Raw genomic sequence first — 12,512 nt, 5'->3', positions numbered from 1 at the left:
TGTGGCGTCTGGCAACTTAACAGTTTATGTTTGGCGGCATCCACAGAGACAGGTACACCGGTTGAGGTATAGATTCTTTGAAGAACCAGGAACCGGCCTGGCTGACCGTTGTGAGCGGTTTTTGCAGGATTATGGCGGCTTGTGTTTTTAAAGCAAATACCGGAGATCCATGGGCGCAGCTGCACCCGGCACCGCCGCAAGTGTGGCCGCACATTTTCTTTTTAGTGCCCGGCCTGGACTGTTTGCATGAACTGCAACAAGCTTTTTTCGGGGTTGTATATGCTGATTGGATCTTCGACGGGCTGTGCTTGCTACCGCAGCCATAACTGTAACCTGCCGGCAGGGCCAGTAGGCAGGTGATCGTCAGTAGGATGGCAACAAAACCTTTCATAAAGCAACACACGGATTTCAGCAGTACAAATGTCGTGGATCATTTGGGAATCTTTTTTACATAATTGCGGAGATCCATTACATAATTATTGGCTTGTTCTTTATCAAAGTCAATGTACAGGGGCGTTCAGCCTTGACAACTACCTTATTTTCTATCTCTTCCTGCATCCTTGGTAGCTCTTTCAATTTAGACGGGTAGCTCGTACTTAGTATTCCCCCAACTGGCAATTCGGGTATAGCCCGTCAGGAAATGATTTCCGGTTGGTCCCGTCCAACTCGGGTTTCGGGTCTGCCTGTATTGAGGTGGACCTTCAGAATGAATGCGGCTTTTCGGCAGTTTAGGAAGACTGTCTATGAACCATTATGCCCTTGTCAAGACCATGTGTCGGTAAAAAGAATCAGAAAACAATAGTCTATTTTTGCAGATACTAAAAACGGTAACAATTGGCAACGTATTCTCAGGTCCGTCAGCATAGTTTAAGAGAAATTCTCAACATCCTGGGTGAGGATGCACAGCTGGGCACAGAGTGCCATGTTCATTACAACAAGGAACCGGTTATAGAGAACCCTTTTCCTTATCCTTTCCGTGGTAACAACTCCGGACTCTTACTGATACGCGCCGGAAAGCTGAAAATACAGCTCAATCTTGAAGTTTTCGTTGTGGGTGCTGGCGATCTCGTCATTATTTCTTCTCAGGTGATAACGCATATTCTGGAAATATTGGAGCCCGTGACAATCATAGGACTCGTTTTTACCGACCAATACGCCCTGAAAAATATCCTGAATTATGAAGAGGTCAACGTGCTTCGCTTTTTTACCCTGAACGAAATGCCGGTCCTCTCGTTTCCTGAATCTAAGCGGGCAGTGGTCCTTTATCTACTTGAAAGTATGCATAAACTTAATTCCATGCATGGGCAAGAAAGTTACTACAGCGAAGAAAAAACATTTCATTATTTCAACCTATTGGCTCTGGAAATCATTGAGGTATATCGCACCGAGGTGGAGAAAGTAGCTATGAAAACGTCTCGAAAAAAGGAAATTATCCAGGATTTTCTCAATTTGCTGTCGCTCTATGTCAGGCAAGAACGAAGCGTGAAATTTTATGCTGATAAACTTTTTATTACGTCGGGTCACCTCTCAAAGCTGCTCAAAGAGGCCTCAGGAAGTACTGCGCGGGACGTGATCGAGGAAGCGGTAGTAATGGAGGCGCGGAATTTTTTAATGGATACATCGCTTTCCCTGGCACAAATTGCCGAAGAGCTTAATTTCAGCGACCAGTCATTCTTCGGAAAATTCTTTAAGAAGAAGATGATGCTCGGTCCGAAAGCTTTCAGGGACAAATACAAGTAATAATTCAATGCCGGAGGAGTTGTAGCTCGGCGCCAGCTTTCGGCGTAAAGCTTTCACCTGGTCAGATGCAACTCCGGCGATTGCACGTCCGAAATTTCCGAATTCTTAGAATAACGGTTTTAGACCAAAATCTGCGAGAAACAGACCTTTCTTCCGCTACACATTCGTCAGAAATTTGCAACCTGGCAGTTAAGGGAAATTGACAAAAACCTTAATCAGCGAAATAATAGCAAACTTTATGACAATGCTTAAGAAGAACATTTTTACAATTTTGGGTATGCTGCTGTTGACAGCCGGGTGCGGTCAGAAAAAGGAAGCAGACCAAAATGTCGCAGAAGCCGTAAAAGTTACCGTAGAGGAAATCGCGGTTTCATCACAAAATGAGGTGCTGGCTTACAGTGGCAGCATCGAGGCCGACAATACGGTTTCCATAGGTTTCAGTGTGGGAGGCAGGGTAACGGCAGTTCAGGTACAGGAAGGGCAAAGGGTTTCCAAGGGACAGCTGCTTGCCACCATTGAACAGAACAATTATCAGAATAGCTATGATGTGGCCGCAGCCGGTCTGGAGCAGGCGCAGGACAACTTTAACCGCCTGGACCAGCTTTATAAAAAGGGGAGCTTGCCAGAGCGCGATTACATCACCGCAAAGGTGGGACTGGTACAGGCGAAGGCCAGCAAGGAAACTGCGGCCAAAAATTTACTGGATACCAAACTGTACGCATCTTTTTCTGGTATCGTCGCCCAGAAGCAAACCGAGGCTGGCGCAACGGCCGCTCCGGGTATTCCCGCATTTACCATAGTCAAAACCGATAAGGTTTATGCGGTGGCATCAATTACGGAAAACGAGATCAGTTCCCTGAAAATCGGTGCGGATGCACAGATTTATATCCCTTCCGTAGATAGAAAAATTAACGGAAAAGTTTCCATTATCAATCCACAGGGCGATAAGTCTTCCAAGACCTACACCGTCAAAGTGCGTGTGGACAATCCCGACGGAGAGCTGTTGCCGGGAATGATTGCCGACATTAATATCAATACTGGCAAGATGCAAGAGGCTCTTGTTATTCCCGCCCGGGCCGTTGTACGGGATCCGGATAATGTCAATTATGTATTTGTGGCCAAAGCAAACAATACTGCTTTCAAAAAGCGGATCAATATCTTGAAAATGACGGGAACGAGCAGTGTAGTGGTAAACGAAGGTTTACAGGCGGGTGATAAACTCATCATTGGCGGACAAACCAATCTGGAAGACGGGACACCCATCCAGTTTTAATTCCTTAAAACCTTAGTTTAAAAAATGATCAAGCGAAAAATACATTTTCTGGAAGCAGCGATGAAGCACAAGCAAGTGGTCATTGTACTGATTGTCTTGCTGATGTTGATGGGCGTTAATTCGCTGATGAATATGCCCCGAAGCGAAAATCCGCGCATCGAGATGCCTACTGCCCTGGTTTACGCAATTTATCCGGGCGCCGATGAGCATCAGGTAGAAGAGGAGGTCGCGAAAAAAATAGAACAATATCTGTTCTCGTTTGAAGAGATCAAGAAGAAGAAGGTGAAATCAGAGGTCCGGGAGGGACAGGTCTTTATCACCTCAGAGATATACACGACCGTCAAGGACCGCAAGAAATTCTGGCACACCCTGCAACTCGATATGGATGCCAATCTGCGTTCCAAACTTCCCGCGGGCGTCATAGGCCCATTTATTAACAGCAACTTTGCCGATGTCACGGCCATGATTATTTCTGTATCATCGAAAGAGCGATCATACGCAGAAATTGAAAAATACCTTGACAAACTGGAAGACGGACTGAAAGTGATCCCGATGGTATCCAAGATAAACCGGTCGGGTGGCCAGCGTCAGCAGATTTATATCAAGATAGATGACAAAAAGCTACAACAATACGGTTTTGACGTCGGCACCCTGATAGGAACTTTGCAACAACAGAATGTTACCGGATATACCGGTGAAGTTTCCACAGGTTCGAACAACATTGTACCTGTTTACACCAACAGCCGTTTTAAAAACGAAAATGACATTGCCAATCAGATTGTCTACACAACGCCCGAAGGAACGATCGTACGCCTGAAAGATGTAGCGATACTTGAACGCCGGTTTGAAGAAAAGTCTTCACTCGTGCGCATTGGCGACGAAAAAGCGATGGTATTGTCTATTGATATGTTGCCAGGTAACAATGTTGTGGCGTTTGGTGAAGAGGTAGAGGCTAAAATTGCCGAAATTCAGAAGACGTTTCCCCCCGATATTAAAATAAAGACCATTGTGAACCAGCCCGAGGTGGTAGGCGAAAGCATCAGCCACTTTATGAAGGAATTTGGTTTGGCGATCGGTTCGGTTTTGTTAGTGGTCATGTTGCTGCTTCCATTTCGCATAGCGGCGGTTGCATCGGCGGCAGCGCCTATTTCCATGCTGATAACCTTTGCATTTATGAATCTGATGGGAGTGGAACTGCATCAGGTGACCTTGGCTGCCTTAGTAATTGTACTTGGAATGGTAGTTGACAACGCTATTGTAGTCGTTGACAATTACATTGAGAAGCTCGATGAGGGTGTGTTGCCCTGGACAGCTGCCTGGCAGGCAGCCAAGCAGCTGATGGTTCCGATATTCACCGCAACGCTGGCGATTATATTTGCATTCCTGCCACTGGCCATCTTTATGGACGGCATTGCTAAGGACTTTATGTTTTATCTGCCAGTCACTGTGGCCATATCCTTGATTATCTCAATGGTTGTCGCCCTGTTGTTTACGCCTTATACCTGCTATGTATTTATTAAAAAGGGATTGAAGCACAAGGTTAGCGACCGCCCTGTAAAGAAGAGCATGCTCGACCATTTACAGTCGCTATTCGATAAAGGTGTGGAAGCGGCATTCCGAAACCCAAAAATGACTATTTCGCTTGGGGTCCTATCAGTAGTGGCGGCGGTGTTTATTGCCACCAAAGTAGATTCTGAGTTCTTTCCAATATCGGAAAGGGACCAGTTCAATATGGAGGTTTGGCTGCCGAACGGAACCTCTCTGGAAAAGACCGAAGAGAAAGTAAAGGAACTGGAACAAATCCTCAAAAAGGACGACCGGGTACTGGACGTCACGAGTTTCATCGGGATGAGCTCGCCGCGTTTTCACACTTCATATGCACCTGAAACTCCTAAAAAGCATTTCGCACAGGTGTTTATTACAACTACCGGAAACGATGCTACCAATGAAATGGCGCAGGAATATTTGCAAAAACTGAAGGGCTTTGTCACAGACGGTGCCATCAAAATAAAGCAATTGAGTTTTCAGGAAGGGGCACCTATTGATGTTCGGATAGTAAGCGAAAATGAAGCCGACCAGAAAAAGGTGGCGTTACAGGTAAAGAAGATTTTAGAGAATGCCAGAGGAACAAACTACGTGCGTTTGAGCAGCGAGTATGACTATATGGGTGTAAAGCTCAATATCGACAAGGTAAAGGCCAACCGGTTGGGGATCAGCAATCAGGCAATTACGCAGACTTTGGGCGCTGGCCTGAAGGGTTATTCCCTATCTACTTTGTGGGAAGGTGACAAAACCGTGGATATTTTTCTTCGCTATGACGAAGAAAGCCGGAAGGATTTGATCTCATTGGGGAACCTGCACATTTCCTCACGCTACGGGACAAAAGTGCCGCTAAGGGAAGTGGCCACCCTCGACCCTGAATGGCATACGGGAATGTTGCTGAGGCGAAACGGGTTGAAGCTTTTAAGTGTGTATTCGGAAGCGCAAATGGGGCTCAAACCGTCACGTATATTGAAGGACGTTCAGCCGAAAATAGATGCTTTGAAATTGCCAAAAGGAACTTCTATTCAATATGGCGGGGATGCCGAATCCAGTATGGAAAACGCTCCCAGTATGAGCATTTCTCTTGGTGTGAGCCTTCTTCTTATTTTCCTTACACTATTGTTTCAGTTCAAGAGTTTAGGGAAATCCCTCATTGTCTTGTGCACGTTCCTGTTAAGTTTGTTCGGGGCATTTCTTGGGCTGCTCGTTACGGGAAATCCACTTGGAATGACGGGTTTTATGGGGATCATCAGCCTGATCGGTATCGTCGTACGAAATGGTATTATTTTAGTCGACTATGCGGACGAACTTATCCGTGACCACGGCTATAAACATAAAGCAGCCGCAATAGCGGCCGCGAAACGGAGGATGCGGCCTATTTTTCTTACCTCAGCTGCCGCCGCTGTGGGTGTGGTCCCGATGATCATCGGAAAATCACCGATGTGGGCACCGCTGGGCAGCGTGCTGGCCTTCGGCTTGATCTTCTCGATGATACTCACGCTGTTCGTAGTTCCGGTGATGTACTACAAATTTTTAAATCAACCGGTCATCCCCGAAGAAGCACCTGAATTTCAGCCTGACGGGGAGGACGATGTAATGTATAAGCCTATAACCGCCCACTAGGCCAATGTGTTAACCAATTCGAAACTGTCCGCTTTCCAGTACGTTTTCTTCCCGTGGAGCAGTTTGTTAAAAAGAATGATAATGAAAATACAGCAAAAAAAGATTGTAATACTGTCCCTTTTGTCCATCCTGTTTTTGAGATATGAGGGTATGGCACAGGGGAAGAAACTGGCGCTGGAAGAGATAAGATCGCAGGCGCTGGAACACAATAAAAAACTCAAAAAGGCACAAAAAGAAGTCGAAGCTGCGAAGGCGGCACTACTTTCGGCCAGGGCAGGCGGAAAACCTACATTGGATGGAAGTGTTATGGGGATATATCTTTCAGGGCCATTAAATACCCTGCTTCCTGAGTTGCAGGCCAGCGCCGTTCTTTCCGCGACCCAGGTCATATATGCGGGTGCGAAGGTGCAAAACTCTCAAAAGCTCGCTGCCTCGGCAGTCGAATTGCAAATAGCTCAACAGTCTTTAACGGAGGATGAAGTCCTGTTAAAAGCTGAAAGTGCGTATTGGAACCTTGTCAGTATAAAGGAAAAAAGCGTCCTCGCACAAAAATATCTGGATCTTCTCGGCACGTTACACAAGAGTCTTAAGAATTCATTCGATGCCGGACTGATCTACAAAAATGACCTGCTGAAAGTGGAAGTGAAACGGAACGAAGCTGAACTTAACCTTACCAGGGCGCAGGACGGCCTGACAATGGCTAAACTCAACCTGGCGCAGATCGCCGGGCTGACCGAGCTCAGTTTCGATGTCCAGGATACTGTCGTGGTGCAATATGGACTCGTTGCCCAAGCCGATAGATCCTTAATGGAAAACCGCCCGGAGATAGTCATGTTGAACAAAGCCGTAGAAATTCAGAGCCTGCAAACTAAAATACTGCAAGGCGATCAAAAGCCGACAGTGGCCCTGAATGCCTATGGCGTTTCTGCTTTTGGCAAACACATCAATGTGAAGAATCAAAGCAATACCATGCCGGTTGCCGTAGGTGTGCTTTCGGTAAACGTACCCCTTCTGGATTGGGGTCAACGGAAACAAAAGGTTAAGGAACAGCGGTTTAAAGCTGATGCACAAAGGCTGGAACTGGAAGAGACAAGGGATCTGGTCGGGCTGGAAATACAGAACGCCTGGTTTCAGCTTAGTCAGGCAGCAAAGCGCATTAGTCTTTCAGAAAAGTCGCTATTGCAGACGGAAGAAAACCTACGTTTGAACCAAGACAGATTGGATGCGGGAACGGTTCTGGGGGAGGACGTTTTGGAAGCACAGGTATTATGGCAGCAGGCTTATTCCGACCTTATCGACGCCAAGGCGGAATACAAGGTAAATGAAGCCAAATACAAAAAAGCAGTTGGAGATTATTAGTGAGACGACCCTGATCGCGACTTGGTAGAGAGCTTTTTGTAGCTGTTGGAAAAGAGAGCCATCAAGGATTTCGACAGAGAATTGTATCAAGTACAAAAGAGTTTACGGAAGATGCGAAGGTGTGCCTTTTAATTGTAAGCTCAATAATAAGAAACATGGAGTGAATTTTCATGGAAGATGAAGTGTTTTCATACACCCTGCAGGCATTGTTTGTAGGGTGTTTTCAAATCGCCTAAATTACAATTTAAAATTGTGTTAGTCCGATGAAGATGGCAATTGCTGGGAAAAGATGAGAATCTGAGTACTTAACAGCTTTCTTTTTCATATACATTACATTTGCCTGTATTCCAACGGGCTCATACCGGTGTGTTTTCGAAAAAAGGTACCGAAAAAGGATTGATTGGCGAAATTGAGCTCATTGGCGATCTGCGAGATACTCATATTGCTACCCTTGATCATGGACTTGGCCGCAGTGATGACCATTTCCTGGATCCAGCTTTGTGGCGATTTACCGGTAAGCCGGGTAATAATTTTGGAAGCATATTTTGGCGAGATAAAAAGCTTGTCCGCATAAAAACGGACCTCCCGCCTCTCCCTGTAATGTTTAAGCAATAGGGACATAAACCGTCTGTATACTTCCTCGTCCCTTTGGGCCGCGGCTGGATGATTTTCCACCTTCCTTGGCGAAAACCAGGACGAGACCTTATGCAACAGGGCGAGCAAAAGATATCTTACCACACTGTCCCGGTAAAGGGCCGGTGTATGGTATTGCTCCTTCATTAGTTCGATTATTTGGTGGAATTCCGAACATTGCTGTGCCGGCGGCGACAGGCAGGGTTTAATTTCCACCATCTGGATGATCTGTGATATATCTTCGGGTAGTCTGATATCCGATACGAGGTCGAACGAAAATGCAATGCATTCTATCAGAAAACCCTCGCTCTCCTCCAATACCTGGAACAGGAAGTTGGGCAACACGAATAACAGTGTGTTTCTCTGCAAGGAGTATTCCTTTAAATTGCACATCACACGGGCGTTTCCCTCTTTGCATAATAGCAGGATATTGGCCGAAGCTATCACGGGATTAGTCGCAGCCGGCATGCTTTCAGAAAAGGCAACTGGTCTTTTAAGAAGTGCCAGGCCCTGTATTTGGATACGGTTTAAACCTAGTTTCTCAAACTCAGGCAGCCCAATCTTTTTAAAACTTTCATTCTTGGCCATACAATCGGGTTAGAGTACAAAAGTACACGTTTAGGGGAAAATAGAACAATAATAGCGTCATTCTGACATTGACAGCACGTCCCGGGGCGTGTAATTTAGCCCTTAAAAAATAATCGATCTCAACTTTAAAAACAGAATTATGCGACTGGAAAATAAAGTAGCGATTGTGACGGGAGCAGCCAGTGGGATGAGGTACGAGGACGCAAAATTGTTCGCCAAAGAAGGCGCCAGGGGCATCGCGACAGATTTGCAATACGATTCACTAAGCGAACCCGAAAGGGAAGTCAAGGCGGCAGGTGGCACCATCCTTGTCCTGCAACACAATGTGCCATCCGAGAAGGATTGGATCTCGGTAGTTGACAGGGCCGTGAAAGAGTTTGGTGCAATTGACATCCTGGTGAACAATGCGGGTATCTCCGAGAAGAATGCATTTACCAGCAATATCGAGAACAGTACCCCGTAAGAGTGGGACAAGATCATGGAAGTCAATTCCTCCTGTATGGCCGGCGCGGAAATGGTGTTTGACGGTGGGGCAACGACATTTTAATTTTTAAATCAATAATCGAGATGAAAAAGATAACGATTGCCGGCAGCGGCGTTTTAGGTTCGCAGATTGCTTTTCAGACGGCCTTTTTTGGGTACGATGTGACGGTTTATGATATCAATGATGTCATCTTGGAGAAGGCCAGGGCCTCGTTTGCCCGGTACGGTGATATTTATCTTAATGATGTGCAAGCAACCAGGATAGAAGTCGAAGCCGCCAATGCCCATCTCCGGCTGAGCAGCGATCTTAAAGTAGCCTTGGAAGATGCTGATCTTCTGATAGAGGCTATTCCCGAAAGAGTGGACATCAAACGTGATTTTTATCAAAGGGTGGCGACACTGGCGCCGGATAAAACCATTTTTGCGACGAATACGTCTACCTTACTTCCCAGCCAGTTTGCCGCGGAAACGGGCCGCCCGGAAAAATTCCTGGCACTACATTTTGCCAATGAGATCTGGTTCCGCAATACGGCCGAGATCATGGGTCATCCGGGGACGTCCAGGGAGACATTCGACGCAGTGGTTGCGTTTGCCAAATCTATTGGAATGGTAGCGTTGCCATTGCATAAAGAACAGCCCGGATATATCACCAATTCTCTGATCGTGCCGTGGGTAACGGCGGCGCTGAAATTATGGGCCGGTGACGTGGCCGATTACGAGACGATTGACAAAACCTGGATTATTGCGACAAAATCAAACTTTGCACCGTTCGTATTTGCAGACATTGCTGGACTTAATACGGCCTTTAACATTACCAGCATCTTAGCAACCGAAATGAATGACCCACAGCTGCGTCAGGCTGCCAAAAGGCTTAAGGAGGAATACATAGATAAGGGCAAATTGGGTATTGCCTCCGGCGAGGGTTTTTATAAGTATCCTGATCCCGCTTTCGAGCGGGAGGACTTTTTGAAGTATAGGTGATAAGGTTACCGTGAAGCCCCTCCGGGGATCAAGCGGTAGAGGGTGGTGAGTAAGGGCGCGCTCCTGTAAGAACGCGCCCTTTAGGTTGAAAAGAAGGATTGCGACGAGGCCTTGGCGAAGGCTGGCATTAGTTATTGGGCATTAAATCCAATCATGCAGGATCGGAAAAAAACATACGAGCATAGGTCCTATCAGGGGCCGTTATGGGCAAGACCTTAATACCCATCATCGAGTCTATCGCGCGATGGGAAGAGGCCCCCAAGTGCTTGCTGAAACCGCTTCTGCAATCCTTTGATCGATAGGAGAACCTATGGTCAGTACAACAGTGGATCGGTGTTCGGTAAATGGTTTCACCTGATCCGCTATGCTGATCTTAAAGAGTTCCTTCAAGGCTGCTTTGAGTTTCATCGAAATGAATTTGGCAGCGACGGCTGCCGTCCCGGCCTGATGTTCCAGGGCTCGGAAAACATCCCGGATTTTTGATATCAGAAAGTGTTATTTCCGTGAGGGCCCCATCTGTATCTCACTCTCCTAAACAGGATGATTTCATTGCTGGATAGCAATCTTCAAGGTGACGTCCTCTCAGGTATTCAGATGTTTAAAGTCGAGTTTCGGGCGTTTCTTGACGTAAATTAACAAAATCTTTCAAGGCCGTCCGTGGCCGCGGTTAAACCGTTCTGTGCGCTGTGCGGCCTGGTTGTGTTCCCATTGAAAGTTGCAGCCGGCTCCCTACGATTCAATTGCATACCGCTCCGTAGTTTCTACACTTAGAATCCGAACCGGAACACTCTTGCCTTTTAGTAAGATTGTTGCTATTTCCCTGGTCGGAAAATGTCCTTCAATGCCACTTCTGTCAAAGAAATAGCCGGAGACTAAAAGCCTTTTTCCATATTCATTGCATAGGCCCTGAATTCTCGCAGCGGTATTAAGTGTGTCTCCATGATAGGCAATGTCCCGTTTAATTTCACCTATTTCTACTGCGGTTACCGTTCCTATATGCATGCCCGCCTTAAAGACGGGTACAATTCCATAGTTGCTTAAATAATATTGCGCCCTGTGTTGAATATACTTTTCGCAGGTAAAAAAGAACCTTGTGCTTGAAAAGTCCCTCAACCCTTCTACTGCCGGCCAACTTACGACAATTTCGTCACCCACATATTGATACACTTCGGCGTTACAGGGAAAAAGTGCATGGTTAATATCCATAAAGCAATCGCTTATGAAGCTGCTGTACATGATATGTCCCAGCTTTTCAGCTATCGATGTGGATGACTTCAAATCCATAAACATAAAGATGCGCTCTTCCTCTTTTGGCCGCCGGTACTTACCCAGCAGCAAAGGCAAAAGCACTCCCGGACCGAACTTCTTATCGACTTCCCCGATAAAATTTACGACCAGCGTCATAAAAAAGGTATAGGCCAGCACCAGCAGAAACAGATACTCCCAGTTGTAACTGGTTATAACCAAGGCCCTGGTTTGTGTCAGCTGGCCGGCAAAAATCAAATCCAGAAATACATATTGTAACAAGAGAAAGCAACATATCATCAAAACCAGGCATACAATCGCTTTTATTGCCATAATCCGGCCGAGTGAGGTGTTGCGCAGGAATTTCCTTTCCAGAAAGTAATCCAAAACGCCTGTCCCGGTTCCGTATAACAGGCTGCAAATGAAAACAGGCAGAGTATTAAACCCGGCGAAAGATCCATTCATTTCCCGGTAGGTGCTTAGCGTGGCCACATAAGACAAGTAGACAATCCCATACAGCAGACTATACGCTATGACCCAGAAACTAACATGGAACGCAACCACGCTTAACATCGGAAAGCGGGCCGCAAACCTCCTGGACGCAATGGTATAATCAAGCCTGGTTGCCATATTTTAGTTTTGTTGGACACCAGGAAGATACAATTTAGATCGTAAATTTTTACAAATTGAGGTCAATAAAGCCAGCAACTAAAGGACTATAATTCCACACATATTTGGCCAACGTACCTCATTTATCTGAGATTGTACTTCCGTTTGATGGGAGCCAGACGTGACGGGGATCGTTGAAGCTAACGACTATTAGATTCAGTCGACAGAGATTGTACTAATCTCCTATATTTGCTGGTTAGGGATTGATCTACTTTTTGAAACGGGCATTTATTGGGAGGTATGGTAAACTGTAAAGGAAATACCATCAAAACCCAACACTTTATAGTCGCCAGATTTAACAACAATTAAAAATTCTCCCACGATGGATGAAATTGCACCGACAAACGTATTCTTTATCTCCGGTTTGGGTGCCGAT

General features: G+C 46.1%; 10 protein-coding genes. 8 read left to right on the top strand and 2 right to left on the bottom strand.

Annotated elements, in window-relative coordinates:
- The first annotated feature begins 77 nt into the window (after positions 1-77).
- The 5 genes from AAHB90_RS10245 (at position 78) to AAHB90_RS10225 (ending at position 7,537) form a co-directional block, all read left to right on the top strand.
- Complete coding sequence (locus AAHB90_RS10245) at positions 78-326, top strand: hypothetical protein (protein WP_342084881.1); 249 nt, start codon at positions 78-80, stop codon at positions 324-326.
- A gap of 508 nt (positions 327-834) precedes the next feature.
- Positions 835-1,740 (top strand): helix-turn-helix domain-containing protein, encoded by a 906-nt coding sequence (locus tag AAHB90_RS10240; protein WP_342084880.1) that lies wholly within the window; start codon positions 835-837, stop codon positions 1,738-1,740.
- 244 nt (positions 1,741-1,984) lie between these two features.
- A complete protein-coding gene (locus tag AAHB90_RS10235) occupies positions 1,985-3,013 on the top strand; it encodes an efflux RND transporter periplasmic adaptor subunit (protein WP_342084879.1) in 1,029 nt (342 codons plus the stop codon).
- Between the two features lie 24 nt (positions 3,014-3,037).
- On the top strand, positions 3,038-6,178 hold the full coding sequence (locus AAHB90_RS10230; RefSeq protein WP_342084877.1) for an efflux RND transporter permease subunit: 3,141 nt from the start codon (positions 3,038-3,040) through the stop codon (positions 6,176-6,178).
- 81 nt (positions 6,179-6,259) lie between these two features.
- The gene (locus AAHB90_RS10225) at positions 6,260-7,537 is read left to right on the top strand and encodes a TolC family protein (RefSeq protein ID WP_342084876.1); all 1,278 of its coding nucleotides are present in this window, start codon (positions 6,260-6,262) and stop codon (positions 7,535-7,537) included.
- A 330-nt stretch (positions 7,538-7,867) separates the two neighbouring features.
- Here AAHB90_RS10225 and AAHB90_RS10220 read toward each other — a convergent pair whose 3' ends face one another.
- On the bottom strand, positions 7,868-8,758 hold the full coding sequence (locus tag AAHB90_RS10220) for a helix-turn-helix domain-containing protein (RefSeq protein ID WP_342084875.1): 891 nt from the start codon (positions 8,756-8,758) through the stop codon (positions 7,868-7,870).
- A 139-nt stretch (positions 8,759-8,897) separates the two neighbouring features.
- On the opposite strand from AAHB90_RS10220, the gene AAHB90_RS10215 reads away from it, so the two are divergent.
- From AAHB90_RS10215 to AAHB90_RS10205, 3 genes are all read left to right on the top strand, one after another.
- Entirely contained in the window at positions 8,898-9,221 is a 324-nt protein-coding gene (locus AAHB90_RS10215) for an SDR family NAD(P)-dependent oxidoreductase (protein ID WP_342084874.1), read from the top strand.
- A 104-nt stretch (positions 9,222-9,325) separates the two neighbouring features.
- The gene (locus tag AAHB90_RS10210) at positions 9,326-10,222 is read left to right on the top strand and encodes a 3-hydroxyacyl-CoA dehydrogenase (RefSeq protein WP_342084873.1); all 897 of its coding nucleotides are present in this window, start codon (positions 9,326-9,328) and stop codon (positions 10,220-10,222) included.
- Positions 10,223-10,513: 291 nt separating this feature from the next.
- Positions 10,514-10,705, top strand: a complete 192-nt coding sequence (locus AAHB90_RS10205) for a hypothetical protein (protein ID WP_342084872.1) — start codon at positions 10,514-10,516, stop codon at positions 10,703-10,705.
- A gap of 246 nt (positions 10,706-10,951) precedes the next feature.
- Here AAHB90_RS10205 and AAHB90_RS10200 read toward each other — a convergent pair whose 3' ends face one another.
- Positions 10,952-11,854 carry an adenylate/guanylate cyclase domain-containing protein gene (locus AAHB90_RS10200; protein WP_342084871.1) on the bottom strand — a complete coding sequence of 301 codons (903 nt, stop codon included), beginning with the start codon at positions 11,852-11,854 and terminating at the stop codon, positions 10,952-10,954.
- Positions 11,855-12,512: the final 658 nt, after the last annotated feature.

Source organism: Dyadobacter sp. OTU695, from assembly GCF_038440355.1.
Taxonomy (GTDB): Bacteria; Bacteroidota; Bacteroidia; order Cytophagales; family Spirosomataceae; genus Dyadobacter.
This window is presented reverse-complemented; position numbering and strand designations above follow the sequence as displayed.

Coding starts and splice junctions, on each gene's coding strand:
- AAHB90_RS10235 (WP_342084879.1), top strand. CDS start 1,985: ATGCTTAAGAAGAACATTTTTACAATTTTGGGTATGCTGCTGTTGACA.
- AAHB90_RS10230 (WP_342084877.1), top strand. CDS start 3,038: ATGATCAAGCGAAAAATACATTTTCTGGAAGCAGCGATGAAGCACAAG.
- AAHB90_RS10225 (WP_342084876.1), top strand. CDS start 6,260: ATGAAAATACAGCAAAAAAAGATTGTAATACTGTCCCTTTTGTCCATC.
- AAHB90_RS10220 (WP_342084875.1), bottom strand. CDS start 8,758: ATGGCCAAGAATGAAAGTTTTAAAAAGATTGGGCTGCCTGAGTTTGAG.
- AAHB90_RS10215 (WP_342084874.1), top strand. CDS start 8,898: ATGCGACTGGAAAATAAAGTAGCGATTGTGACGGGAGCAGCCAGTGGG.
- AAHB90_RS10210 (WP_342084873.1), top strand. CDS start 9,326: ATGAAAAAGATAACGATTGCCGGCAGCGGCGTTTTAGGTTCGCAGATT.